Annotated in this window: 24 protein-coding genes; 11 read left to right on the plus strand and 13 right to left on the minus strand. The window is 72.7% G+C overall.

What is annotated here, in order from left to right:
• Positions 1–96 precede the first annotated feature (96 nt).
• The 3 genes from ACZ6ZP_RS01050 (at position 97) to ACZ6ZP_RS01060 (ending at position 4069) form a co-directional block, all read left to right on the plus strand.
• The gene (locus tag ACZ6ZP_RS01050; RefSeq protein WP_469405126.1) at positions 97–2244 is read left to right on the plus strand and encodes a PEP/pyruvate-binding domain-containing protein; all 2148 of its coding nucleotides are present in this window, start codon (positions 97–99) and stop codon (positions 2242–2244) included.
• Complete coding sequence (locus ACZ6ZP_RS01055) at positions 2241–3170, plus strand: hypothetical protein (protein WP_361463611.1); 930 nt, start codon at positions 2241–2243, stop codon at positions 3168–3170. The genes ACZ6ZP_RS01050 and ACZ6ZP_RS01055 overlap by 4 nt, the downstream gene beginning before the upstream one ends.
• A 164-nt stretch (positions 3171–3334) precedes the next feature.
• Positions 3335–4069: a fused DSP-PTPase phosphatase/NAD kinase-like protein gene (locus tag ACZ6ZP_RS01060; RefSeq protein ID WP_469405129.1), complete on the plus strand. Its 735-nt coding sequence runs from the start codon at positions 3335–3337 to the stop codon at positions 4067–4069.
• Between the two features lie 67 nt (positions 4070–4136).
• Here ACZ6ZP_RS01060 and ACZ6ZP_RS01065 read toward each other — a convergent pair whose 3' ends face one another.
• Both ACZ6ZP_RS01065 and ACZ6ZP_RS01070 read right to left on the minus strand, forming a co-directional pair.
• Positions 4137–4352: a DUF397 domain-containing protein gene (locus tag ACZ6ZP_RS01065; protein ID WP_351162510.1), complete on the minus strand. Its 216-nt coding sequence runs from the start codon at positions 4350–4352 to the stop codon at positions 4137–4139.
• Positions 4353–4445: 93 nt separating this feature from the next.
• Complete coding sequence (locus tag ACZ6ZP_RS01070; RefSeq protein ID WP_351162122.1) at positions 4446–5306, minus strand: helix-turn-helix domain-containing protein; 861 nt, start codon at positions 5304–5306, stop codon at positions 4446–4448.
• Between the two features lie 263 nt (positions 5307–5569).
• On the opposite strand from ACZ6ZP_RS01070, the gene ACZ6ZP_RS01075 reads away from it, so the two are divergent.
• Together ACZ6ZP_RS01075 and ACZ6ZP_RS01080 are read left to right on the plus strand one after the other, a co-directional pair.
• The gene (locus tag ACZ6ZP_RS01075) at positions 5570–5938 is read left to right on the plus strand and encodes an ATP-binding protein (RefSeq protein ID WP_351162124.1); all 369 of its coding nucleotides are present in this window, start codon (positions 5570–5572) and stop codon (positions 5936–5938) included.
• A gap of 51 nt (positions 5939–5989) precedes the next feature.
• The gene (locus ACZ6ZP_RS01080; RefSeq protein ID WP_351162126.1) at positions 5990–6442 is read left to right on the plus strand and encodes a hypothetical protein; all 453 of its coding nucleotides are present in this window, start codon (positions 5990–5992) and stop codon (positions 6440–6442) included.
• Between the two features lie 140 nt (positions 6443–6582).
• Here the strand turns inward: ACZ6ZP_RS01080 and ACZ6ZP_RS01085 are convergent, their stop codons facing one another.
• From ACZ6ZP_RS01085 to ACZ6ZP_RS01095, 3 genes are read right to left on the minus strand one after another with little or no spacing between them, the layout of a single operon-like run.
• On the minus strand, positions 6583–7716 hold the full coding sequence (locus ACZ6ZP_RS01085) for an acetoin dehydrogenase dihydrolipoyllysine-residue acetyltransferase subunit (RefSeq protein WP_399977893.1): 1134 nt from the start codon (positions 7714–7716) through the stop codon (positions 6583–6585).
• Positions 7713–8726 (minus strand): alpha-ketoacid dehydrogenase subunit beta, encoded by a 1014-nt coding sequence (locus ACZ6ZP_RS01090; RefSeq protein WP_351162130.1) that lies wholly within the window; start codon positions 8724–8726, stop codon positions 7713–7715. The genes ACZ6ZP_RS01085 and ACZ6ZP_RS01090 overlap by 4 nt, the downstream gene beginning before the upstream one ends.
• Before the next feature lie 13 nt (positions 8727–8739).
• Positions 8740–9744, minus strand: a complete 1005-nt coding sequence (locus ACZ6ZP_RS01095) for a thiamine pyrophosphate-dependent dehydrogenase E1 component subunit alpha (protein ID WP_383819646.1) — start codon at positions 9742–9744, stop codon at positions 8740–8742.
• A gap of 209 nt (positions 9745–9953) precedes the next feature.
• Here ACZ6ZP_RS01095 and ACZ6ZP_RS01100 point away from each other — a divergent pair, with 209 nt between their 5' ends.
• Complete coding sequence (locus ACZ6ZP_RS01100; RefSeq protein WP_361463806.1) at positions 9954–11855, plus strand: ABC transporter ATP-binding protein; 1902 nt, start codon at positions 9954–9956, stop codon at positions 11853–11855.
• A gap of 18 nt (positions 11856–11873) precedes the next feature.
• Here the strand turns inward: ACZ6ZP_RS01100 and ACZ6ZP_RS01105 are convergent, their stop codons facing one another.
• From ACZ6ZP_RS01105 to ACZ6ZP_RS01115, 3 genes are all read right to left on the minus strand, one after another.
• Positions 11874–12080 carry a hypothetical protein gene (locus ACZ6ZP_RS01105; protein WP_351162134.1) on the minus strand — a complete coding sequence of 69 codons (207 nt, stop codon included), beginning with the start codon at positions 12078–12080 and terminating at the stop codon, positions 11874–11876.
• A gap of 116 nt (positions 12081–12196) precedes the next feature.
• Complete coding sequence (locus ACZ6ZP_RS01110) at positions 12197–12886, minus strand: DUF899 domain-containing protein (protein WP_469405130.1); 690 nt, start codon at positions 12884–12886, stop codon at positions 12197–12199.
• Between the two features lie 154 nt (positions 12887–13040).
• The gene (locus ACZ6ZP_RS01115; RefSeq protein ID WP_366462191.1) at positions 13041–14402 is read right to left on the minus strand and encodes an amidohydrolase; all 1362 of its coding nucleotides are present in this window, start codon (positions 14400–14402) and stop codon (positions 13041–13043) included.
• A gap of 106 nt (positions 14403–14508) precedes the next feature.
• Here ACZ6ZP_RS01115 and ACZ6ZP_RS01120 point away from each other — a divergent pair, with 106 nt between their 5' ends.
• Positions 14509–15465, plus strand: coding sequence for an endonuclease/exonuclease/phosphatase family protein (locus ACZ6ZP_RS01120; RefSeq protein ID WP_366462190.1), 957 nt, complete (start codon positions 14509–14511; stop codon positions 15463–15465).
• A 76-nt stretch (positions 15466–15541) separates the two neighbouring features.
• Here the strand turns inward: ACZ6ZP_RS01120 and ACZ6ZP_RS01125 are convergent, their stop codons facing one another.
• Entirely contained in the window at positions 15542–16030 is a 489-nt protein-coding gene (locus ACZ6ZP_RS01125) for a nuclear transport factor 2 family protein (RefSeq protein ID WP_351162142.1), read from the minus strand.
• Between the two features lie 63 nt (positions 16031–16093).
• On the opposite strand from ACZ6ZP_RS01125, the gene ACZ6ZP_RS01130 reads away from it, so the two are divergent.
• Together ACZ6ZP_RS01130 and ACZ6ZP_RS01135 are read left to right on the plus strand one after the other, a co-directional pair.
• A complete protein-coding gene (locus ACZ6ZP_RS01130) occupies positions 16094–16609 on the plus strand; it encodes a winged helix-turn-helix transcriptional regulator (RefSeq protein WP_361463625.1) in 516 nt (171 codons plus the stop codon).
• Positions 16610–16851: 242 nt separating this feature from the next.
• Positions 16852–17337 (plus strand): DUF3574 domain-containing protein, encoded by a 486-nt coding sequence (locus tag ACZ6ZP_RS01135; protein WP_351162146.1) that lies wholly within the window; start codon positions 16852–16854, stop codon positions 17335–17337.
• Positions 17338–17358: 21 nt separating this feature from the next.
• On the opposite strand, the gene ACZ6ZP_RS01140 is transcribed toward ACZ6ZP_RS01135, so the two are convergent.
• Together ACZ6ZP_RS01140 and ACZ6ZP_RS01145 are read right to left on the minus strand one after the other, a co-directional pair.
• A complete protein-coding gene (locus tag ACZ6ZP_RS01140) occupies positions 17359–19218 on the minus strand; it encodes an FUSC family protein (protein ID WP_469405766.1) in 1860 nt (619 codons plus the stop codon).
• Between the two features lie 233 nt (positions 19219–19451).
• Complete coding sequence (locus ACZ6ZP_RS01145; RefSeq protein ID WP_469405132.1) at positions 19452–20357, minus strand: NAD(P)-dependent oxidoreductase; 906 nt, start codon at positions 20355–20357, stop codon at positions 19452–19454.
• Between the two features lie 125 nt (positions 20358–20482).
• On the opposite strand from ACZ6ZP_RS01145, the gene ACZ6ZP_RS01150 reads away from it, so the two are divergent.
• A complete protein-coding gene (locus tag ACZ6ZP_RS01150) occupies positions 20483–20818 on the plus strand; it encodes a winged helix-turn-helix transcriptional regulator (RefSeq protein ID WP_469405133.1) in 336 nt (111 codons plus the stop codon).
• A 198-nt stretch (positions 20819–21016) separates the two neighbouring features.
• Here ACZ6ZP_RS01150 and ACZ6ZP_RS01155 read toward each other — a convergent pair whose 3' ends face one another.
• Positions 21017–21439: a hypothetical protein gene (locus tag ACZ6ZP_RS01155; RefSeq protein WP_366462187.1), complete on the minus strand. Its 423-nt coding sequence runs from the start codon at positions 21437–21439 to the stop codon at positions 21017–21019.
• 118 nt (positions 21440–21557) lie between these two features.
• On the opposite strand from ACZ6ZP_RS01155, the gene ACZ6ZP_RS01160 reads away from it, so the two are divergent.
• The gene (locus ACZ6ZP_RS01160) at positions 21558–22199 is read left to right on the plus strand and encodes a DUF4291 domain-containing protein (protein ID WP_469405135.1); all 642 of its coding nucleotides are present in this window, start codon (positions 21558–21560) and stop codon (positions 22197–22199) included.
• A gap of 49 nt (positions 22200–22248) precedes the next feature.
• Here the strand turns inward: ACZ6ZP_RS01160 and ACZ6ZP_RS01165 are convergent, their stop codons facing one another.
• Entirely contained in the window at positions 22249–23526 is a 1278-nt protein-coding gene (locus ACZ6ZP_RS01165) for an SWIM zinc finger family protein (RefSeq protein WP_469405137.1), read from the minus strand.
• Positions 23527–23796: the final 270 nt, after the last annotated feature.

Genomic DNA, 23796 nt, shown 5'->3' on the forward strand with positions numbered 1-23796 from the left:
CGTACGCCGCCCTGGCTCGATCCTTCGTTCCGCCGTCAGGCGCAGGGCCACCTCCGCGCGTCCCCCCTGTTGGCGGCCGGTCCTGGAGGGTGCTTGATGACGACACTCAATGAACGCCCCGCATTCGACGACTTCGACGGCTTCGACGGTTGCGACGGTTTCGGCACCACGAACGGCGGCAGGCACGGCGGCACGGGCCTCCCGCTCGTTCCCCTGGACGACCCGCGTGCCGCGCTCCCCCGCCTCACCGGCTCCAAGGCCGCGCATCTCGCGCGCGCCGCCCGCGCCGGGCTTCCCGTACTGCCCGGCTTCGTCGTCCCGCACGACACGGACGGCTCCTACGGCTCCCCCGACGATCCCGGTTCCGTCGACGCCCTGCGCCGCGCCTGGCGCGATCTCTCGGCGGACGGCTCGGCACCTCTCGTCGTCCGCTCCTCATCGCCCCAGGAGGACACCGAAGAGTCCTCCCTGGCCGGGCAGTTCACCTCCGTTCTCGATGTGCGCGGGTGGGACGAATTCCGTACGGCGGTCTCCGCCGTCCTGCGGTCGGCACACCGGCCCTCCGACGGGACCACCGCCGCCATGGCCGTCCTCGTCCAGCCGATGCTCGCCGCGCGCGTCGGCGGTGTGCTGTTCGGCGCCGACCCCGTCGAGGGGCGGCTCGACCGGATGCTCGTGAGCGCGGTGCGGGGCGGGCCCGACACCCTCGTCAGCGGCACGCAGCCGGGCACGAACTACGTCCTGAACCGGCGCGGACGTCTCTTGCACACCGAGCCCTCGCCTGAAGAGCGGCTGTTGGGGCCCGGCGAACTGCGCCGCCTCGCCCACCTCGCCCGACGCGCCCGGAAGGTGTTCGGCGGGCCGCAGGACATCGAGTTCGGCTTCGACGGCGACGGTCGCCTCTGGCTCTTCCAGAGCCGGCCGATCACGGCGATGGCCGCCCGGCCACGACGCGGCGCCCGGCTGCTCGGGCCGGGGCCGGTCGCGGAGACACTGCCAGGTCAACTCCTGCCGCTGGAAGAGGACTTGTGGGTCGCCCCGATGGCGCGCGGGCTCGCCGCCGCTCTGGACATCGGCGCGGGAGCGGCACGCCGTACGCTGCGCACGACCCCCGTCGTCACGGTGGTCGGCGGGCGCGCGGCGGCGGACCTGCGTCTCCTCGGCGCCGTCCCGCCCCGGCACCCCTGGCTGGCGCTGCTCAACCCGGCACCCGGCGCACGCCGCCTCGCCGCGGCCTGGCGGCTCGGCCGGCTGACCACGGCACTCCCCGGCCTCGCCCTGGACCTCACCGCGGACATCGACCGCCGCCTGGCCGGTACGGCGCCGCCCGCCGAGCTCCCGCCCGCCGCCCTCACCGCCACGCTCCGCTGGACCCGCGCCGCCCTCGTCTCCCTGCACGCCCAGGAGGCCCTGTGCGGCGCCCTGCTCCCCGAGCCGCGTACGGCCACGGCGGCGGGCGCCGCGCTGACCGAGCTCGCCGATGGGCGGGCCCGCGGGCTTACGGACGACCGCGTGGTGACGGCGCACCCGGCGGTGCTCGCGCTGGTCCCGCCGCGCCTGGAGGGGCGGATCCAACTGCCCGCCCGCACATCGGCACCGGACCCGGCCTCGGCGACCACCCGCTCCGGCGCATCCGGCCTCCCGCCACGGGAAGCCCTGCGGCTGCGCATCCGCTGGGTGCAGGAGTTGCAGGTGCGCCTGGTGCGGGACGCGGCGCGGCGGCTCCGGGTGCGGGGCGAGCTCGGCGCGGCCGGGCGGGTCGGGCTGCTGCGGTGGCCGGAGCTGATGGACGCGCTCGCGGGCGGACGGCTGCCCGGAGACGTCGGGGAGCGGCTGCCACGAGCGGTGTCCGCCCAGCTGCCCGACGCGTTCCGGCTCGCGGAGGGCGGTGTGGTCGTCGCGGAACGGCACGCCCGGCGCGCCGCGGACGGTGGCCACGGGGTGTCCGGCGGGCGGGCCGCCGGAACGGTGTGGGACGGCACGGGGGCACGGCCGCCCGAAGCGGTGCTCGTGGTGCGCACCCTCGACCCCACGCTCGCGCCCCTGCTGCCCGGACTCACGGGGCTAATCGCCCAGACCGGCAGCCCGCTCTCCCATCTGGCCGTGCTGGCACGGGAGTTCGGCCTGCCCACGGTCGTCGGCGCCGCGGACGCGGTACGGCGCTTCCCGACTGGGTCCCGCCTCATGCTCGACGGCACGACCGGCGACGTACATCCAGAAGCCCCGTCCGAGGTGCCGCGATGAAGCGTCTGGCGTACGTGTTCGGCGGAGCCGCCGCCGCGGGCGCCGCCGTCTATCTGGTCGTCTACCTCTACCGGTGGCAGTGGCAACGGGCCATCCTCTGCGGGGTGCTGCTCCTGGTCGTCGAGATCCTGCTGCTCGGCGGCGCGCTCCTCGGCCGCATCGCCCGCGTCGAGGAACGGCTGCGGGACGCCGACCGGCGCCAGGAGGACGTCCTGGCGCGGCTGCGCCAGGACGCGTACGCGACGCCCGAGAAACCCGGACGGCCGGCACCCATCACGGGAGCAGCCCGTTTCCGCTGGCTGGACGACGACCCCGCCGGACACACGTACGTCTTCGTGCCCGTCCTCATGGTGACCGGCGTGCTCCTCTCCGGCCTCGCCTGGCTGGTCCAGCGCGTCGCGTCCGCCACCGCGCGCCCCGCCGCCGAACAGCGGCTCGCCGGGCGCCTCGCCGTTCTCGCGGCGCCGCCGCCGGACACCGACCTGGAGGACCTGCCCCCGGTGGCCGCCCGGCGCGACCTGCGCGGGACGGGGCGGGCCGTGGCCGCGGGGGCCGTCGGCGCCGCCCTGCTCGCCGCTGTGGTCGTCGGTCTGGCCGAGCTCACCCAGACCCGCGAGGACCACGAGAACGACGCGGCTGCCACCTCCGTGCTCCTGCGCATCGACATGCGCGGCCAGGACGCCACACCGGAGCGCCGCTCCCTGGCGGCCCGTCAACTCTGGGAAGGCTGCCGCGACTCCACCTCCGTCCCGCTGCGTCACGCCGCGCTCGGGCCGCTGGGCGACGACATGTACGCGGGGGTCGTCCGCCCCGCCCTCACCGACCACGACCGCATGCGGCTGCGCGGCTGCCTGGAGGACACGGGTCTGGACAAGGCCCATCTGACGGTGATGGGCATCGGCGACACGGACCCGGACGACGACTGAGTGGTACGGGCGCGCCGCGCCGGGTACACCCGAGTAGACGGGTATCGAGCAACGAGCAGACCCGTAGCGACTAGACCCGAGTAAGCCCGGATGGATCTCAACTCGCCTTTACCCACGGCGCGTTACTCTTCCGGATACGCCATGTCCCCGACCCTTGGTCCCCCATGACGGCTCCCCTGACCGCACCGTCACCGACTGACTCCCCCACAGCATCCGCTCCCCCGCCGCTCTCCCGCGGCCGTCGCCTGCGCCGCGTCTGCCTGCGTGTCCTCGCGGGCTGCCTGCTCGGCTATCTCGCGCTCTGGGCGACCGGCACCTTCGGCATCCTCGCGCTCTCCGGCTGGGCACGGAGCACCACCAGCGCCCCCACGAGCGCCGTCGACGCTCCCGGCATCCACCACTTCCGCCCCGTGGACACCACGGGTCAGGTGTGGCGGGGCGCCGCACCCTCGCCGGAGGGCTATCGCCGCCTGGCGGAGCTGGACTTCGCCACCGTGGTCGATCTGCGCGCCGAGCGTCTGAGCGCGTCCCAGCTCGGCCATCCGCACCGCGCCGGACTCGACGTCGTACGGATGCCGATCCGCGACGGGCAGACGCCGACGCCCTCCCAGGTGCGCCGCTTCCTGTCCGTGGTGCGCGCCGCGCCGGGCCCGGTGTTCGTGCACTGCGGCGCGGGTGTGGGACGTACGGGCGCGATGGCGGCCGCGTATCTCGTGCACACCGGCCAGGGGTCGTCGCAGTCGGCGGTCCGGCGCAATCTCGCGGTCGGGCCGCCCTCGGTCGAGCAGATCTACTACGCGCTGCGCCTGGGGCGCGACCGGGCGCAGCAGCCGCCGATGCCCGTCGTCGCGGTCAGCCGTCTGGTGGACGCGCCGCGCAGGATGTGGTCGTGGCTGTGAGCCCCTGCCCACACGGACAGCGGCTCACAAAGGACGCTCACAAAGGGCGCACGAAGTCGCCGGGGCCTCACGACAGCAGGAAGTCGGCTTCCCCCGCCTTCGCTCCCTGGATGAACGCGGTGATCTCGCCGTGCGTGTAGATCAGCGCCGGGCCGTCCGGATCCGCCGACTGGCGGACCGCGACCCGGCCGTCGGCCAGCTTCATGGCCTCCAGGCAGTTGCCGCCGTTGCCGCCGCTCCACGGCTTGTGCCAGCCCTCGCTGCCGAGTTCACGGGCGGGCATGCCGTTGTATATCCGGGAGTCGTCCCGGGACTCGGGGCGGGACCCGGCTCCGGGCTTTGACCCGGGTCGCGTACCGGCTCGGTGTCGATCCATTCACAGCTCCTTGCGGAGGTCCCGGAGGATCTCCTTTGTGCGATGTGCCGTCGCGGCCTGGGCCGCCATGCGGTCCATGACCTCGAGGTGGGTTGCCACCTCGGTGCGCGCGTCCAGGTAGACGGCGCCGGTCAGGTACTCGCTGTAGACCATGTCCGGCAGCTCCGCCATGGCGAAGCGGAAGAGCACGAACGGTCCGTACGTGCCCGGGTGCGGACCCGCCGCGAACGGCGCGACCTGCAACGTCACATGGGGAAGTTCGACGGCTTCGAGCAGCTTGTCGATCTGCTCGCGCATCACGTCGGGACCGCCCACGGGCCTGCGCAGGGCGGTCTCGTCCATCACGACCCAGAGCCGTGGCGCGTCCTCGCGGGTGAGCAGCGACTGACGCTCCATCCGCAGCGCCACGTACCGCTCGATGTCCTCGGGACGGGTCTGGCCGATCGCGCCGGAGCGCATCACGCCGCGTGCGTACTCCTCGGTCTGCAGCAGACCGGGGACGAAGTGCGGCTCGTAGGACCTGATGAGGCTCGCGGCGCCCTCCAGGCTGACGTACATGCTGAACCAGCCCGGCAGGATGTCGTGGAACCGCTGCCACCAGCCCGGCTTGTTCGCCTCCTCGGCGAGGGTCACGAAGGCGTCGGCCTCGTCGTCGGCGACGCCGTAGGACTTCAGGAGGAGCTGGAGATACGGGATCTTGAGCGCGACCTCTGCCATCTCCATGCGGCGGACCGTGGCGGGGGCGACGCGAAGAATCCGCGCCGCCTCCTCTCGTTTGAGGCCGGCGCGCTCACGCAGGTCCTGCAAACGACGGCCTAGGACGACCTGGCCGACGGTCGGCGCGGACCGCGGTTCGCTCACGTCCTACCTCCACGTACTCCATGTAATGCCAATTCACTCCGCACCTGGAGCCGTTGCGAGCAGTGTGCCATGTGCCGTCTCGAAGGAACACGCCACTGTGCACTTTTCAGAGTGGGTCTTGCCAAGGTGTTCCCGGCGGGGCGATAGTGGATGGCGTGACTCCGCCCGCGCCGTTACACACAGCTGCCGCCGAAGCCTCTGTTGGCGTTACCGCCGACCTGTGGGCCGATGGCGGTTCAGAGCTCTGCGTCAGCTTCGCGCTGGTGCCACGGCCGGGCTCCGCCGCGCAGGCGAGACGGCTGGCCAAGGCCCAGCTGCTGGGCTGGGACATCGGCGAGGACGCCCGCGATGCCGCGGCCCTCGTGGTGTCCGAGCTGGTCACGAACGCGATCGTGCACACCGCGAGCCACCGGATCGTCTGCGAACTCTGCACCCGGCCCGGGACGCTGCGCATAGCTGTGCGTGACGACGGATATGGATCAGGTGTCCCGCGGCCCGCCCAGGAGGGGCCAGACGCAGACGATGAGCACGGGAGGGGATTGCTTCTCGTCGAGGCGGTGAGCAACGCGTGGGGTGTGCGGGACGAGGGTCCCGGGGTCGGCCTCACCGTATGGGCGGAACTGCGGGCGTGATGTGACCGAGGGTGCGGGTGCGGGCGTGGGAACGACGTGGGCAGGGGGCGTGTGAGCGCGGTGACGGTGCGGCGGCTGTTGGATCTGGACACGCTGGTCCGCCTCGAACGGAGGCGGTCGGCCGCCGCCTCCCCACCGCCGCTCACGCGGCTCGCCGTCCCGGCCGGGATGTCGCAGCCCCTGGGGTGTGACGCGGTCTCGGTGCCCGCGCGGTTCGGCCCTCGGCTGATGGCGCGGTTGCCTCGTGTGGGGTGTGTGTACGAGGACGTGGACGCGGCACGGTGGTGGTGGATCGTGCCCGCGGACTCGGACGTCTCCCTCGAATGGCCCTCCCCCGCGTATTACGCCTCGGGAGCCGTGGTGCCGGGCGCCCGGCACGCTCCCTCGTTGATCCACAGCCCCTCCGGGGGCGAGGTTCCCTATACGCCGCCGATTCCGCTGTATCTGGCGTGGTGCGGAGCCGCGGGGGCGACCCCGGCCTGGTCCCGGGCCGTGCGGGCCTAGGCCCAGGGCCCAGCCTCCGGCGGGTCTTCTCCCTTGGCCGCCCTCATCACCGGCTCCGCCGAGTCCGTCCTCGTACGCCGGACGGGCCGGAGATCCAGGCCCCGGGGCGGCACCCTCCCGCAGGCACCGCCCCGGCCCCCTCAGCCCGCCACCGCGGCCTCCACCGCGGCGACGACCTCTCCCGGCGCCTCCATCTGCGCCATGTGACCCACCCCCTCGATCACCCGGACGGCGGCCCTCCCCTCCAGGGCCGCCGCGTTCGACGCCGGGATCACCTGATCCGCCGCTCCCCACAGCGCGATCGTCCGTACGCCGTCCGGGAGCAGGGACGCCACGTCCAGGGCCGCCCCGCCGCCCGGGGCCACCAGTGTCGGCAGGAGCGTGCGCAGCGCCGCGTCGACGCCATCCAGGCGCTTGTACTTCAGGAGGTCGTCGACCAGCTGCCGCGTCACGAGCCCCTCGTCGGCGAACAGCTTGCCCAGGTGCGGGCGGAGTGCGCGCCGGTTCCCGGCCTCCGCGAAGCCCCGCAGGTAGGCGGCGTCCACATCCGGGCCGTACCCGGCGGGCGCGATCAGCGTCAGGGAGCGGACCCGGTCGGGGATTCCCGCCGCCACCGCCGTGACCACCGCACCGCCCAGCGAATGCCCCACCAGGTGCGCCCGCTCGATGCCGAGCGCGTCGAGGAAGCCCGTGACCACCGTCGCGAGGGAGGCCAGGCTGCCGTCCCCCACCTCCTTGGCCGACTCTCCGTGACCGGGCAGGTCGAGCGCGTACACGGTGTGCCGGGCCGCGAGCGGCTCCTGCACGAAGAGCCAGGAGTTCTTGTCGCCGCCGTACCCGTGCACCAGGACGACCTCCTCCGCGCCGCCGCCCGACGTCGCGTACGCCAGCGCCCTGCCGTCCACCTCCGCGATGCCGCTCACCGGGCTGCCCTCGTCCTCCGCGGGAACCCCGCGCGCCAGCTGCTCCCGTGCCTCGGCGGCCACCCGCTCGATCTCCGCCTCCGGGACCTCCGGCCCGGCGATGACCGCGATGACACAGCCGACGGGCGCCTCACCGCCCGCCTCCGCGACGATCCGCCGCAGGACACCGCCGCGCGGCGCCTCCAGCGTGCCCGCGATCTTGTCCGTGTCTATCTCGGCGAGATCGTCGCCCTCCTCGACCTCGTCGCCCTCCCGCGCGATCCACTCGGTGATCTTTCCGGTCTGCATGGACAGGCCCCACTTGGGCATGGTGACCCGCTCGACGAACGGCATCCTCACGGGCTTCCTCACGGCTTCCAGTCGACGACCGACGTGACCGCGGCGGCGACCCGCGCGGCGTCCGGCATATAGAGGTCTTCGAGCGCCGGACTGAACGGCACCGGCGTGTGCGGCGCGGTCACCGTCCCGATCGGCGCCCGCAGCGCCCCGAACGCCTCGCGCGCGACGAGCGCCGAGATGTCGGCCGCCATGCCGCAGCGCGGTCCCGCCTCGTCGACCACCACCAGGCGCCCGGTCGCCGTGACGCTCTCGATGATCGTCTCGGCGTCCAGCGGGCTCGTGGTGCGGGGGTCGACGACCTCGCAGCTCGTCCCGGACGCGGCCAGACCGTCCGCCGCCTCGCAGGCGACGGCCACCATGCGGCCCAGCGCCACGATCGTCACGTCCCGGCCCTCGCGCACGATGCCTGCCTCACCGAAGGGGATCGTGTAGCTCTCGGCGGGGACCTCGCCCACCTCGTCGTACATCGCCTTGTGCTCGCAGAAGATCACCGGGTCGTCGTCCCTGATCGCCTGGATCAGCAGACCCTTCGCGTCGTACGGCGACGACGGCAGGACGACCTTCAGTCCCGGCACGGCCGTGAACGCCGGGTACATGGCCTGCGAGTGCTGGGCCGCCGCCCGCAGACCGGCCCCGTACATCGTCCGGATGACGACGGGAGTGACGGCCTTGCCGCCGAACATGTACCGGAACTTCGCCGCCTGGTTGAAGATCTGGTCGAAGCACACCCCCATGAAGTCGATGAACATGAGCTCGGCGACCGGCCGCAGGCCGCGTGTCGCGGCGCCGATCGCCGCGCCGATGAACGCGGACTCCGAGATCGGGGTGTCCAGGACCCGTCCGGGGAAGCGCGGATGGAGCCCCTTCGTCACGCCCAACACCCCGCCCCAGGCGTCGGATTCGCCGGGCGCGCCCGCGCCGCCCGCGTTGTCCTCGCCCATGACGACGACCGAGGGGTCGCGCTCCATCTCCTGCGCAAGGGCTTCGCCCAGCGCCTCGCGATAGCTGATGCTGCGTGCCACGGGTCGGCTCCCCTCAGAGGTACGAGATGTAGACGTCGGTCTCCAGGTCCGCGGCGGTCGGCGGCGGCGCCGCCCGAGCCTGCGACACGGCCTCGTCGATCAGCCGGGCGACCTCGGCGTCGACCGCGTCGAGCTGCGCCGCCGTGAGGTGGCCGGCCACCTGCTCCCGGAAGCGTTCGATGCAGTCGAGTTCGGCGCGGGCGTGGCGCACCTCGTCCGCCCGGTACGTCTGCTGGTCGCCCTCGAAGTGCCCGTAGTAGCGGGTCAGTTGGACCTCGATGAGGGTGGGACCGCCACCGGTACGCGCCCGCTCGACCGCCTCGCCCGCCGCCCGGTGCACGGCGAAGAAGTCGAAGCCGTCGACCGTGACCCCGGGCATCCCGAAGGCCGCGGCGCGGGCCGCGATGGAGCCGCCGCCCACGGACCACTCGGCCGAAGTGGCCTCCGCGTAGCCGTTGTTCTCGGCGACGAAGACGGCGGGCAGCTGCCACACGGAGGCGAGGTTCAGGGATTCGAGGGTGGTGCCCTGGTTGCTGCCGCCGTCACCGAAGAAGGCCACGCCGACGCCGCCGTCCCCGCGAACCTTCGCGGCGAGCGCGGCGCCGCAGATCAGGGGCGGCCCGCCGCCGACGATGCCGTTGGCGCCGAGCATGCCCTTGGAGAGGTCGGCGATGTGCATGGAGCCTCCCTTGCCGCGACACGCCCCGGTCGTGCGCCCGTAGATCTCGGCCATCATCGACTTCACGTCGACGTGCTTGGCGATGCAGTGGCCGTGGCCCCGGTGCGTGGAGGCGATGACGTCGCGGTCGTCGTCGAGATGGGCGCACACCCCGGTGGCGGAGGCCTCCTCACCTGCGTACAGGTGGACGAAGCCGGGAATGTCGCCGGTGGCGAACTCCGCGTGGAGCCGCTCCTCGAAGTCACGGATCGTACGCATCGTGCGGTACGCGTCAAGGAGTGCGGGGCCGTCCAGGCCGTGCTCATCAGGGACTTGAGGTGTCCGGAGAGTGTCGGTCACGGAAGAACTCCTTTGCCTGCGCGGGTGCGGAGTTGCGTGCATGGGGTATGGCACTGCGGCCTGGGCCGACCGGCAAGGGTTGCCCGGGGTTGCAAGCCCGCACAGGACGTACGCAATCGACTGAGGAGAAGCAGACGAACGACAAGCAGAGCAACACCCGGAAACAAGACAACTCACGTGTACCGAGCGGCACTTCGGAGTCCGAGAAGCTGCTCTTCGGCGGACCCCTGCGGTACGACACCGGCTGGGCCCAGCACGAGGAGGCCGTCCTGCAGCTGGGCTTTCTGCCCATGCTCAAGCGCCTGCCCGCGCTCCTCTCCGCCAGCTTCCGGCTCGCCTGGCAGGCCGACCGGCGCGCCGCGCGCATCGTCATCGGCGCCGAGGTGGGCCGCGGGCTCGCCCAGGCCGTGAGCCTGCTCGCGGTCAACAGCATCCTCGGGCGCCTGATGACGGATGCCCCGGTGGCCGACCGGCTGCGCGGCGCGGCCCCCGCCCTGGTGACGGTGGCGTCCGTCCTGTTCGTCGCCGCGCTGCTGCGCGCGGCGTCGACGTACGCGACGGGACGCCTCGAACCGAAGGTCGAACGCGTCGCCACCGAGCAGTACTTGGAGCGGTCCGCGGCGGTGGAGCTGTCGGCCATCGAGGACGACGCGTTCCACAAACTGCTCGACACCGCGCAGTACGGCGCCGCGTCCGCCCGCCGCATGATCGGCATCTCCACGCGCGTGGTGAACGCGCTGATCTCCCTGATCGCGGCGGCGGGCGTCCTCACCGTCCTGCACCCGGCGCTGCTCCCGCTCCTGGTGACCATGACCCTGCCGAGCGCGTGGAGCGCCCTGACGATCGCCCGGCGCCGCTACATCTCCTTCCACGCCTGGGTGCAGCACGCCCGCGCGGGACGCCTCATCGGCAGCCTGCTCACCGAGGCGCGGGCGGCCCCGGAGATCCGGGTGCACGGGGTGGGGCCCTTCCTGCTGCGGCACTTCCGGTCCATGTCGGAGGCGGCGGAGGAGGAGCAGGCGCGGCTGGCCCGGCTCGCGGCGCGGACGGGTCTGATCGCGGCGGCGTGGACGGGTGTCGCCACCGTGGCGACGTACGCGACGCTCGGCGCGCTGCTGCTCGCCGGGGCGATGGCGCTGTCCGTCGCGGGCACCGCCGTCATCGCGATCCGCACCGGCGCGTCCAATCTCGACACGCTGGTCCTTGAGGTCAACTCCCTGCACGAGGACGCCCTGTTCGTCGGCGACCTGGAGCGGCTCTTCGTGGAGGCGGCGCAGCGCGCGATCCCCGTGGGCGGGGCCGAACTGCCGCCCGATCCACGGGAGATACGGTTCGAGAACGTCACCTTCCGCTATCCGGGGGCCTCGGGCAGGGACGCGCTCAGCGACGTCTCCCTCACCCTGCCCACCGGGAAGATCGTCGCCCTCGTGGGTGAGAACGGCTCCGGCAAGACCACGCTGGTGAAGCTGCTCGCCGGGCTGTACCCGCCGAAGGACGGCCGCATCCTGTGGGACGACGTCGACGCGGCCACCGCGGACCGGCAGCAACTGGCGGAGCGCATCGCGATGGTGGCGCAGGACTTCAAGCGCTGGCCGTTCACGGCGCGCGTGAACATCGCGATCGGCCGGTCGTCGGTGCCGCTCACGGACGACCGGATCGGCGCCTCGGTCGGTGAGGCCGGTGCCGGGGACGTCGTGGCCGACCTGCCGCGCGGGCTCGACACGCTGCTGGCCCGCGCGTTCACCGGCGGGCACGAGCTGTCGGGCGGTCAGTGGCAGCGGCTGGGCATCGCACGCGCCGCGTACCGGCGCGGCAGCATCCTCATCGTGGACGAGCCGACGGCGGCGCTCGACGCCCGCGCCGAGCTGGAGGTCTTCGAGAAGATCAGGGCCCTGGCAGGGACGGGCCAGACCGTCATCCTCATCACCCACCGCCTGGCGTCGGTGCGCCACGCGGACCTGGTCCATGTCCTGGACGGCGGGCGCCTGGTGGAGTCGGGCACTCCGGACGAGCTCCTGCGCACGGGTGGTGTCTACGCGGAGCTGTACGCGCTGCAGGCCGACCAGTTCACGGCGAAGATCCCCTCCCCGAACGGACACGCCGAGCGCTGAGGGGCGCGCTCGGGCGGCCTACGCGGCGGCGGCCACCTCGCTGATGTCGGTCACCGTGCTCGCCTCCGTCTCGCGCACGATCACCAGGAAGGCGTCGGAGGCGAGGTCCATCACGACCTCGGCCTGCTGCCCCTCCATGCGGCGTGCGCGCGCGAACTCCTCCGCGGGCCACGATCCTCGCGGCCCACCGGCCGGAAAGCGTTCCAGAACCACTCGGTTGTTCATGATTGTCCTTCTGCTCCCCCGTTGGCAGTCCTCACGGACTCTTTCGGAGTAGAACGCGCCGAGGGGCCAAAAGGACTCGCAACGTGACGGACCTGACACCTGGTTGTGCCGGTTCGTCACATCTCGTACTCGTCGTGGTAGCGCACTCGCGGACTGCCGGCCGGCGCCCCGAGCCCGGTCGCCCTGCCCTTCGGCTCCTCCCACTCCTCCTGGCGGCCGAGCGCGGTGAGGTCGAAGAGGCTGGAGTACGAACCCACCCAGTCGAGGCCGCGTGCGTGCGTCGAGTACGTGTGGAAGACGCGGTCGCCGTCGCGCAGGAAGCAGCTGAGGCCGGGCTGCTCGAAGGAGTCGTCGCCCTCGCCGACGGTGGCGTCGAAGTCACGGTTGAAGTCGCTGTCGTTCGAGGAGTACCACGGCACCGTCCAGCCCATCCGCGCCTTGAAGGGCAGGATCTTGGTGAACGGCGCGCGCGAGACGGCGATGAAGTTCGTGCTGCGGGCCCGCAGGTGGGCCAGGTGCCCGATCTGGTCGAGGAAGGCCGAGCAGCTGCGGCAGCCCGCCTCCCAGTCCGGGGCGAACATGAAGTGGTAGACGATCAGTTGGGCGTCTCCGTCGAAGAGGTCGAACAAGGTCGCCTTGCCGTCGGAACCGTCGAACAGATACTCCTTGTCGATCTCGACCATCGGAAGCCGACGCCGCTCGGCGTTGAGCGCGTCACGCGCCCGGGTCTCCGCCTTCTCCTTGGCGAGCAGTTCCTTGCGCGCGGCGAGCCACTCCTCGCGCGTGACGATGCCGGGAAGTCCCATGGTCCCTCAGTCCCTCCTGCGGACCCGCCCCTCGGATCCGTACTTCTGCGAGGGGTGACCTGCGCAATCGCCGGAACTCATCGGTCTGGGCGAAGAATCTTCAAAAGAATCCGGAACGCCGCCCCGGGCGCTCCCGGTCCTGCGCTCCCGGTCCTCAGCCCTCGTAGTCCTGGATGCGCTTGCCGTGGCTGCGGTCGATCAGCGCGGGCAATTCGGCACCCAACTCCCGCACGATCTCCGGCACATCGAGGGTCAGGAGCCGGCGGTCGCGCATCAGGACCCGTCCGTCGACGATCGTCGTGGTGACGTCCGCCGAGCGCGCGCTGTGCACGAGGGTGGCCGCGAGGTCGTGCACCGGCTGGGTGTGCGGCCCCGCGAGGTCGACGAGGACGATGTCGGCGCGGCGGCCCGGCGCGAGGCTGCCGATCTCGTCGCCCAGGCCGACGGCCCGCGCGCTCTGCAGCGTGGCGTGGTCCAGGGCCTGGCGCGCGGTCAGCCAGGCCGGATCGCGCTGCGTGGACTTCTGCACGAGGGCGGTGAGCGCCATGGACTCCCACACGTCCAGGGTGTTGTTCGACGCGGCGCCGTCCGTGGCGAGGCCGACCGGGACGCCGATCTCGCGCAGGGCGCGCACGGGCGTGGTGTCCCAGCCGAACTTGAGGTAGCCGCGGGGCGCGGACGCCACGGCGACGCGGCCCGCGGCCTGCCGCAGCACGGGCAGGTCGCGGTCGAGGATGCCGGTGCCGTGCGCGATGAGGACGTCGACGTCGAGGAGTCCGGTGCGGTGCAGGATCTCGATGGGGGTGCGGCCGTGGCGCTCCAGGCTGTTGTCGGTCTGGGCGCGGTTCTCGGCGGCGTGCAGATGGACCATCAGGCCGTGTTCGCGGGCGAGTTCGGCGGTCGCGGCGAGGTCAGCGTCGTCGACCGTGTACGGCGCGTGCGGGGCGAGCGAGGTGGTGATGCGGCCGTCGGCGGCGCCCCGCTGCCGCAGCGCGAACTCCACCGAGGCGGCGCGGCCCTCGGGCCCCTGCGAGGAGAAGAAGGCCGCTCCGAGGTTGGCGCGCAGGCCGCTCTCCGCGACGGCGGCGGCCACGGTGTCCATCGAGAAGTAGTGGTCGGCGAAGGTCGTCACGCCGCCCCGGATCATCTCGGCGCAGGCGAGCCGCGCACCGAGCCCGACGACGCGCCCGGTCAGATTGGACTCGATGGGCCAGATCCAGTCGTTGAACCACTCGTGCGCCGGCAGATCCTCGGCGAGGCCGCGCAGCGCCACCATCGGGGTGTGCGTATGGCAGTTGATCAGGCCCGGCAGGGCCGCCTGGCCGCGTGCGTCGATGTGCTCGGCGGCCTGGAGTCCGGCCACGGCCGGGGTGGTGGTGACGGCGTCGATGACACCGCCGCGTACGACGACGGCCGCGTCGTCGAGGAATCCGACCTGACCCCCTTCGTCGTGGACGAGGGCCGTGCAGCCCGTGATGACGAGATCGGCGGGGCCGTGCGCGGGATGCGGCGTCATCTCTTCACGGTACGGGGAGTGCGCATCCCGTGCCCTGTCGCGTCGCCCGTTTCGCGAGCACCCTGTCGTCAACCCACCGACCGCTCGCGACCAGTTGGAGCCCGCCATGCTCGTCGGCACGTGGAACCTGGAGAACCTCTACCGGCCCGGCGGCAGGTTCGGGCCCAAGGACAAGGCCGCGTACGAGGCGAAGCTGGCCTCGCTCGCGGCGACGATCAGGGCGCTGAACCCGAGCGTGCTCGGCGTGCAGGAGGTCGGCGACCCCGAGGCCCTCACCGATCTGGCCGGGATGCTGGAGGGCACCTGGCACACCACGCTCTCGCAGCACACGGACGAGCGCGGCATCCGCGTCGGCTTCCTCAGTCAGCTGCCGGTGTTCGTCGTGGCCGACGAGACCCCCTTCCCCGCGCCGCTGCGTCCGGTGCAGGTCAGCGACACGGGCGAGCCCGTGGCGCAGGCGGGGCGCGGGGCGCTCGCGGTGACGGTGACGACGCGCGCCTTCTTCTTCGACGCGGCCGTCTGCCATCTGAAGTCGAAGCTGCTCTCGTATCCCGGCGGCCGGTTCCAGCCGCGAAACGAGGGCGAGCGGGCCCGCTTCGGGGCGTACGCGCTCTACCGGCGCGCGGCCGAGGCGACGCTGGTGCGCTCGCTGGCCGACCGGCTCCTGAAGGGCGACGGCCGCCACCACGACGTGGTGGTCCTTGGCGACCTGAACGACGAGGTGTCGGCGGCGACGACCCAGATCCTGCTCGGCCCGCCCGGCTCCGAGATCGGCACCCCCGGATTCGACCAGCCGGACAAAGGCGACGCGCACCGGCTGTGGAACGTCGCCCCGCTCATCCCCGCCGAGCAGCGCTACTCCCGCATCCACGCGGGGCGCCGCGAGCTGATCGACCACGTCCTGGTGAGCCGCGGCTTCCTGAACCTGGTCAAGGCGGCGGGCACGGGCGTGCCGGGCGCGACGGCGACCGCGCTGCCGTCCGTCGGGGACGGGGACCCGGCGGAGCGCAGGAACGCTACGGGCTCGGACCACGCTCCGGTGTGGATACGGATCGAGCGCTAGCCTCGCCCGTTCCCTTCCCGGCGGTGCTTCGTCCCGGCGGAGCTTCATCCCATCAGTGCTTCATCCCATCAGTGCTTCAGCCCTTCGCCGCCATCGCCGCTTCCTGGCGCCGCCAGGCCTGCTGGAGCCGCAGCGTGTCCTCCAGGACCGTGTCCTCGACCATCCGTCCCCAGCGGATCTTGACCCACTGGATGCCCTCGTTCTCGTACGCGCTGCCGTCCGCGAGGGTCGCCTCGATACGCAGCCGGACGACGACGGTGGTGTTCCAGGGCCAGCCCTTGACGACCACGTCGACGAGGCTGAGCCGCATGCCGGGGAAGCACCGGCCGGCCTTCTCGAACCAGTCGGCGAAGGCTTCGCGGCCACGCAGTTCGGCGCCCAGGATGGTGTCTCCGATGAAGCGGAACCGCAGGTCGGGGGCTGCCATGGCGACGGCGGGGTGGTAGTTGCCGCTGCCGTCGCCGGTGGTGCGCCAGAGGGCTCGGACCTTGCTGCGGACGATGGCGTGGTACATCGGGGCGCCTCCAGTGGCCGTGACCGTGACCGAGTAGCTTGCATTTCGCAAGGGACCATCACCTGCCACCCTAGGCTGGTCACTTGCAAACAACAAGCGAGTACCGTGGGCGCCATGAGAGGCGAACGCTTTGCCCGGATGCACTGCTCGGTGGCCCGCGCGGCGGCCGTGACGGCCGACCAGTGGACAGTGCTGATCCTGCGCGACCTGTTCCTGGGCCTGAACCGCTACGAGGACCTCCGCGGCGACCTCGGCATCGCGACGAACATCCTGGCGGACCGCCTCGACCACCTGACCGCCGAGGGCATCGTGGAGCGCCGGGCGTACCAGGAGCGTCCGGTACGCCACGAGTACGTCCTGACCCCCGCGGGCCGGGACCTCTACGGCACCGTCCTGACCCTCATGACCTGGGGCGACCGCCACCGCCCCGAAGGCGGCGGCCCGCCCCTGCTGCCCGTCCACGACACCTGCGGCCACCCGGCCGAGCCCCGGGTGACGTGCGCGCACTGCGGCGGGGAGCTGACGCCGGACACGGTGACGCACACGCCGGGGCCCGGCGGGCGGACGGCACCGGGCACGGCGCTGGTGCACACGGTGCTGGGCGCGCCTCGGCCCGCTTCGGCCCCCTAAGCGGCCGTCCCCTCCACCGCTCCGGTCAAGTCCTGGGAAACGTATGAGAGTTGTGTGCCGGTAGGGAGGACGGCGGCCTACGGGCAGGGAGAGATAGCCAGCCGTGCGGCCGGGCGGGAGAGGGCGGGGAGCGTGGCGTGTCCGCTACCGTCTGCGCCCGTTATGGATCAACGTACTCAGAGATCCGCACGCCTCTGGATCAGCGATCCGCACACCTGTAGAACCGCCAGAAAGGGACCCCCATGGCCCTCACCCTCTCCCGCATCTCCCGCACCCGTCTCGCCGTGACCGCTGCCGCCGCCACGGTCCTCGCCGTCGGCGCCCCGGCCGCGTACGCCTCGCTCGACACCGACACGCGCCCGTCCGGCCCGACCACCACGTCGCAGGTGTCCCGCGGCGAGGCCTACACCGAGACCCGGCTCTTCTTCGGGACCGAACGCCCCGACGGCGGGCCCGATGTGACCGACAAGCAGTTCATGGAGTTCATCGACAAGGAGGTGACGCCGTCGTTCCCCGACGGGCTCACCGTGCAGGACGGCCGCGGCCAGTGGCGGGACTCGAACGGCAAGATCGAGCGTGAGCGTTCGTACGAGCTGATCCTGCTGTATCCGACGAAGCAGGCGCCCAAGCGCGACGCCCTGGTCGAGGAGATCCGCGAGGACTACGTGAAGAAGTACGCGCAGGACTCGGTGGCGCGGCTCGACGACCGGCTGCGCGTGGACTTCTGACGCCGGGTCGGCCGACCGGGGTCACGCCACCGTGGTGAGCTCCGCTAGCAGCGCGTCGAGGCGCTCCGCGTGCCGCCGCGGCAGGCGCCCCGTGTCGTCCACGTGCACCGCGCAGGCGGTGGTGGTGTCGACGAGGCGTTCGAGGGTGGCCGCCACCTTCTCCGAGCCCTCGGAGTGCCGTGCCAGGGTCGGGAGTTCGGCGGCCGCCAGGTCGATCGCGGCGCGGGCCTCGGCCAGCGTCCGGTAGGCCTCGCGGCGCAGGGCCCAGCGGGCGGCGCGGTGGTCGGCGCCCGCGGGCCCGCCCTCGCCGGCGCCGCTCAGGACGTGGCGCAGATACGCGTGCGCGGACGCGCGGGCGGCCGACAGCCGGTCCTGCACGCGGCCGCCGCGCTGCGCCGGCCACGGCAGGTGCCCGACGAGCAGGACGATCCCGCAGGCGAGCAGGGTCTCGCCGATCCGCCCCCAGGAGGCCTGCGGCTCCCCGCCCACCATGACGAGGGCGAGGACCAGGACGGTGACGACGGCGGTCTGGGCGGCGAAGTGCCGGGTGGCGACGGGGATCAGCGCGCCGCACACGGCGACGACGGCGACGAGCCCGGCGGGCCGTGGCAGCAGGGCGGCGAGCCCCGCGAAGAGGACGGCGCCCAGGACGGTGCCGAGTGCGCGGCACAGGACGCGCGACACCAGCGGCCCGAGGTCGGGCTTGACCAGGAAGACGGCGGTGGCGGGCAGCCAGTACCAGTGCGGGTGGTGCAGGGCCTGCGCGACGGCGGTGCTCGCCCCGAAGCAGAGCGCGACCCGCACGCCGTACTCGCGCCCGCCGGGCCCCGCCACCGTGCGCAGTACGTCGACGGGGCCGTGCCCGCGGCCGTGCGGGGGCCTTGCGGTGCCGCTGTCGAAGGCCTCGGCGGCGTGCAGCAGCGCGTCGTCGAGGGCGCGGAGCCCGGCGCCGGAGCGGGCGGGCGCGGGCAGCGGCCCGCAGGGAACGCCGTCGCGGACGGCGGCGGCGAGGCGGCGCGGCCCCTCCCCCGTACGCGCCGGGAGCGGCTCACCGGCCCAGGCGAGCGCGGTCGCCGCCTCACCGAGCGGCAGGGCCGCGAGGTACTGCGCGTGCAGCCGCCGCTCGGCGGCCGAACTGGCGTGCCGTCGCAGGCGCGGCCCGGTGAGGGCGTCCTGCGCCTGGTCGAGCGCGGCGGTGAGGGCGGCGCGGCGGGCGGTGGAGTGCGGAGTACCGGCGGAGTCGAGGAGCGAGGCGACGGCTTCGTAGACGGCGGACACGGCGGCGCGCTCGCCGTCCAGGCGGTAGTGCCGACTGGCTCCCGCGGCCGAGGCGGCACCGGTCCACCCCTTGCCGGGCGCCGGTGAGGGCAGCACGAGCCGCAGCACGATCAGCCACCCGGCACCGGCGAGGAAGAACAGCGCACGCTGCCAGCCGGGGTCGGGCAACGGCATGCCGGCCCCGATGGCGGCGGCGACGAGCAACTGCGTGCCGGCGGCCGAGGCGACGGGCCCGACGGCGCTGAAGGCGCCGGCGAGAAGTCCGAGCAGGGCAAACAGGAGGGGCAGCGGATACGACACCCCGCCGACCCGCTCACCGACGTACGCCCCGATGACGAGCCCGCCCGCTCCCGCGAGCGCGGGCACCCCGAGCCGCCGCACGGCGGCCCGACGGCTCCCGGGCCGGTCGTTGATCCCGGCCAGCATGGCCCCGAGCGCGGCCACCACCCCCACGGAAGCGCGCCCGGCGACCACGCCCGCGCACAGCACCGGCCCCGCGGCCAGCGCACCCCGCACCACGGAGTGCCACGGCACGGGCCCACGCTGCGTACGCAGGGCATGGCCGAGCCAAGGCGGAAGAGAAGCGGACGTCGGGCGCGGGATCACCGGGCTCACCGTGTTCCTGTCGTCGTCGGGACGGGTACGTGCCGCCGGACGACTTCGGCCTGGGCTTGTGATCAACCGTAAACGGTGTTCCTGGTGAGAAAGGGACGTAAGTATTTCCGTGATGTGACGATCTCGCGGACGCCACGGTCGGTGGCCGACGGATGGTCAGCGGCTGGTCTGCGGTGGTCCGTCTCCGGCTGGTCTGCGGTGGTTTCCGGATGCCCTGCGGATCAGGCGACCCGCCCCGGCTGCTTCCTGAGCACCTCGACCAGGGCGGAGATGCTGTGGTCACGGTGGCCTTCGGCGACCGCGCGGCGCAGCAGGTCGTTCATGGGCTCGTGCCAGGAGAGGTCGATGCCCGCCTCCGTGCCCGTCTGGTCCTCGTATCCGATCGCGTCGTGGAAGAGACCGACCGAGGAGGCGGGCTCGGTGTAGTCGCCGGAGTCGATCTCCGCCGCCAGGCCGGGCAGGATGGCGGCGATCATCTCCAGCCATTTGACGCTGTACCGCACCATCGTGCGCGCTTCCAGGCCGCGGGCCGTGATGAGCGCGGCGCCCTCGAAGAAGCCGAGGAGGGCGGGGAGCAGGGTGGCGCCCACGGCTGACTCGTAGAGCGCGGCGAGGTCCACGTCGGTGCCGAGGTGGACGGTGTCGCCGCCCAGGACGCGCAGGGTCGCCGCGTACTCGTCGAAGACGGCCCTGTCACCGCTGTAGTAGAGGAGCGTGTCCGGCTTCCCCACGGCCGCGGGTACGTTCTTCACCGCTCCGTCGAGGAACCGGGCACCGCGCGCGGCGGCCCAGGCGGCCGTCTCACGGGCCCCGGCCGGGGTTCCGCTGTTGAGCGTCACGAGAGTACGTCCGGCCAGCGCGGCGGAGGCCGGTTCCAGGCTCCGCATCGTGGCGTCGTACGTCGAGAGGCAGGCGACGACCAGCGGACTCGCGGCCACGGCTGCCGCGATGTCCGGCTGGTGAACCGCTCCCTGGTCGACGAGCGGGGCGGCTCTCTCGGGGCTGCGGTTCCACACGGTGGCCGGATGCCCGGCATCGAGGTACGCGCCGGCCAGCGCACGCCCCATCGAGCCAAGTCCTATGAGGGTCACGGGGGTTGAGGTGTGTGCAGAGGCGTGTGCAGACATCAGTCACTCCGGTCCGAAGGGGGCGATCGGGGGCGTGATCCATGCTGGGTCTTCACGGAAATTCCGACAAGTACCTACAATTTTGTTAGGTACTCACAGTTTTGTCAGTGAGAACGGAGATGGGAATGCCGACGCAGAAACGGACGTACACGTGCGGCCTGGACGCCGCCATCGACGTCATGGGCGGCAAATGGAAGGGCCTCATCCTCTTCGCCCTCCACGAAGGGCCCGTACGCTTCGGCGAGTTGCGGCGAGCCGTGCCCGGCATCAGCGAACGAATGCTGATCCTCCAGCTGCGGGAGATGGAGAACAGCGGCCTGGTGCACCGCGAGGCATACCACCAGGTCCCGCCGAAGGTGGAGTACTCCCTGACGGAGTTCGGCCGGTCGCTCAACGCGGCGATGGCGCCGCTCGGCGAGTGGGGCGAGGAGCACATGGAGCGGATCGAGGCGATTCCCTGAGCGGGGCCTACGACGAACGCAGGCTTCAACTCCTCGCAGGCGCAGGCGCAGGCGCAGGCGCAGGCGGCAGCAACAGCGCCCGCGCCGCGGCGTAAGCCACGCCCAGGGAGTCCGAGTCCTGCCCCATCCCCGCCACTGCCGCGGCCCGCCTACCCACCCCGCCTTCCCGCCACCGCGCCGTCACCGCGCCGAGTCGAGCTACCGACCGTTCACGCCTCCCACCGTCCCGCTCTGGATCACCGTGCCGTGATACTCGCCGCCATGGATGGTGTTGTGTACGGCTCCGATGCGCCCCTGCCCCGCGTCCGGTGGCTTCAACTCGTCCAGCAACGCCTGGAGTTCAGCGGCTGCCGCCGGATCGGCGCGCAGCGTGCGCCGCATCCGCGCGCGCCACTCCGCCAGCACGTCCGCCGCGATCTCCTCGCCCTCCCCCTCCGGCGCCGCGACAAGCTCGGCGCGTGCCGCATCGAGCTCTCCGGCGACGGCGTCCGCGTCGCCCTCGCTCCCCCGCGAGAAGAACCCGGCGACGCGTCCCCTGACCTGCGCCCATCCATCGGTCACCATCTGCTGCACGAGAGCAGTCGCCCCCGCCGTCGCCAGTGCGGTCAACTCAGCGTCCACCGGGCCCCCTTCGGCTCGCCACGGGTCGCGGTCCGGTTCTTGACCCGTGCTTCACGGTAGCGCGCACCACCGACAATCGAGTGGCGAGCGGGGGCACACACGCCGCAGGCTGGCTGCCATGAACCGCACCGACTCCGCCGATGCCTCCACCGACACCGTCACCACCACCGCACCGCCCACCCGCCAGATCCGCGCCCTGCACACGGAGTCGACGGTCACCGTCTACCAGGCGTACGCCCCCGGGATCGGCGCGCCCGCGGCCCGCACCGGACGCTTCCCCGACGCCTGGAAGCGGGACCGCATGACGTGGATCAAGCCGTCCTTCCTGTGGATGATGTATCGCTGCGGCTGGGCCACGAAGGAGGGGCAGGAGATCGTCCTCGCGGTGGAGATCACGCGTGAGGGCTTCGAGTGGGCCCTTCTCCACGCGTGTCTGTCGCACTACGCGCGCGGGGTGCACGCCTCCCAGGACGCCTGGAAGCGGGACCTGCGGCACGCGCCGACCCGGGTCCAGTGGGACCCGGAACGCGACCTGCACCTGAACCCCCTCCCGCACCGCTCCCTGCAGTTGGGCCTGGCGGGTGACGCCGCGCGCCGCTACGCGGACGAGTGGACGGTCTCGATCACGGACGTCACCGAGCGGGCCAGGGCCATCCACACCCACGTACGCGAGAACGACCTCGCAGCCGCCGAGATCCTCCTCCCCGAGGAGCGGCCGTACCCAGCGGGGGACGATCTGCTGGCTCACCTGCGGGCGTGAAGCGTGAGTGAGGAACGAGGACGCGTCATGGCGTCATGGCGTCATGGCGTCATGAGCTGATCATGCCCGTCACCGCACCCACCGGGTCCATGTCCGCCTCCCCCTCCGGCCACCAGTCGTCGCGGCCCGGTTCGCTTCGGTAGGGGTACCAGCGGCCATCCCTCCCGTAGCGGAGTTGCAGGGAGCCGGACGCGTTCGTGAGGTGGTTGCGGTGGATCGTCATGCGGGGGAGGTCTGCCGCGATGAGGGCGCCGCGGGCCCGGTCGAAGGGGCCCGCCGGGGGGTCCCACGGGGATTCGAGGAGGGCCAGGCCCTCCTCTCCGCCCTGCCGCCAGGCCGCCGCCGCGCGGGCCAGGTCCGCGGGGGTGTGGTCCACCGACGTGGCCAGCTCCGCGAACTGGCGGCTGAAGCTGCGGCGGCCCGTCAGGCCGGGGTGGGACGCGGCCAGGCGGACCGCGTCGTGCCAGGGGTCGGCGGCGGAGAAGGGGTCGGCGCCGGTGGTGAGGTACGCGTAGGCCCGGTTCGCCGCGTCCGTGGCCAGGAACTCCAGGGACGTGGGGTTGGGGGCGCCCGGGAGGGAGGGGAGGAGCGGGGGTTCGCCCGGGTGGGGCGGGGGTGGGAGCGGGGCCGGCAGCGGTGGACGGTACTCCGTGGCCAGCACGTCTCGGGCCAGGGTGCCGGGGAGAGAAACGCCGCTCTCGCCCTGCGTGGTGGAGGACTGCTCGCGGGCTGCCTGGTGCGCGTTGCGCTGGGCCAGTTCGTCGAGCAGCGCCTGTTCGTCCCCGCCTCGCAGGAGGAGCAGTACGAAGGGGTCGGCGTCCAGCAGCCTGGCCGTCTGGTAGGTGAGCGCTGCCGCGTGCTTGCAGGGGCGACCGTGGTCCGGGCAGGTGCAGGACGGAACCAAGTCGCCCGCGCCGGGGAGGAGTTGGACCCCGGCTCGCTCCGCCGCCTCCACCAGCGCGTGCGGCATGTCCTTGTCCAGGAGCGCCGCGATGTGGGCGGGTTCCGTGGCGACCGCGTCCAGGAAGTTGTTCCAGTCCTCCGGCGTGAGGGTGCGCATGCGGATCTCGGCGCGGTAGGGGCGGGGGCGACTGCCGTGTACGTACGCCACGATGCGGCCCGGTGCGACCGTGATCGTGTCGACGTGCCCCTCACGGGCGTAGGCCCGCCCGCGCGCGAGGCGCCCCGCGTCGAGCGACGTCCCTTCCAGCGCGCCGATCCAGGCGTTGCCCCACCAGGAGGTCGCGAAAGGGGCGTTGGGGTCGGGGTGTTGCGGGAGGGGAGGAAAAACCCGCCCGGCACCGGTGGCACGACTGGCGGAGGTCATACCGGTCCGCCCGCCACGACTACCGCCACCACTCGCCCCGGCACGGTCGGCACGGCTGCCGCCACCCACTTCGGGGTAGTCGCCACGACTGCCACCGCCACTCACCCCGGCACGGACAGAACCGCTACCGCCACCCACCTCGGGGCGGTCGCCACGACTGCCACCGCCACTCACCCCGGCACGGACAGAACCGCTACCGCCACCCACCTCGGGGCGGTCGCCACGACTACCACCGCCACTCACCCCGGCACGGACAGAACCGCTACCGCG

It is taken from the genome of Streptomyces sp. NPDC054047, assembly GCF_055585065.1.

Coding starts and splice junctions, on each gene's coding strand:
- ACZ6ZP_RS01055 (WP_361463611.1), top strand. CDS start 2,241: ATGAAGCGTCTGGCGTACGTGTTCGGCGGAGCCGCCGCCGCGGGCGCC.
- ACZ6ZP_RS01110 (WP_469405130.1), bottom strand. CDS start 12,886: ATGGGACTTCCCGGCATCGTCACGCGCGAGGAGTGGCTCGCCGCGCGC.
- ACZ6ZP_RS01165 (WP_469405137.1), bottom strand. CDS start 23,526: ATGACCTCCGCCAGTCGTGCCACCGGTGCCGGGCGGGTTTTTCCTCCC.
- ACZ6ZP_RS01060 (WP_469405129.1), top strand. CDS start 3,335: ATGACGGCTCCCCTGACCGCACCGTCACCGACTGACTCCCCCACAGCA.
- ACZ6ZP_RS01120 (WP_366462190.1), top strand. CDS start 14,509: ATGCTCGTCGGCACGTGGAACCTGGAGAACCTCTACCGGCCCGGCGGC.
- ACZ6ZP_RS01160 (WP_469405135.1), top strand. CDS start 21,558: ATGAACCGCACCGACTCCGCCGATGCCTCCACCGACACCGTCACCACC.
- ACZ6ZP_RS01130 (WP_361463625.1), top strand. CDS start 16,094: ATGAGAGGCGAACGCTTTGCCCGGATGCACTGCTCGGTGGCCCGCGCG.
- ACZ6ZP_RS01115 (WP_366462191.1), bottom strand. CDS start 14,402: ATGACGCCGCATCCCGCGCACGGCCCCGCCGATCTCGTCATCACGGGC.
- ACZ6ZP_RS01145 (WP_469405132.1), bottom strand. CDS start 20,357: ATGTCTGCACACGCCTCTGCACACACCTCAACCCCCGTGACCCTCATA.
- ACZ6ZP_RS01065 (WP_351162510.1), bottom strand. CDS start 4,352: ATGCCCGCCCGTGAACTCGGCAGCGAGGGCTGGCACAAGCCGTGGAGC.
- ACZ6ZP_RS01150 (WP_469405133.1), top strand. CDS start 20,483: ATGCCGACGCAGAAACGGACGTACACGTGCGGCCTGGACGCCGCCATC.
- ACZ6ZP_RS01050 (WP_469405126.1), top strand. CDS start 97: ATGACGACACTCAATGAACGCCCCGCATTCGACGACTTCGACGGCTTC.
- ACZ6ZP_RS01105 (WP_351162134.1), bottom strand. CDS start 12,080: ATGAACAACCGAGTGGTTCTGGAACGCTTTCCGGCCGGTGGGCCGCGA.
- ACZ6ZP_RS01135 (WP_351162146.1), top strand. CDS start 16,852: ATGGCCCTCACCCTCTCCCGCATCTCCCGCACCCGTCTCGCCGTGACC.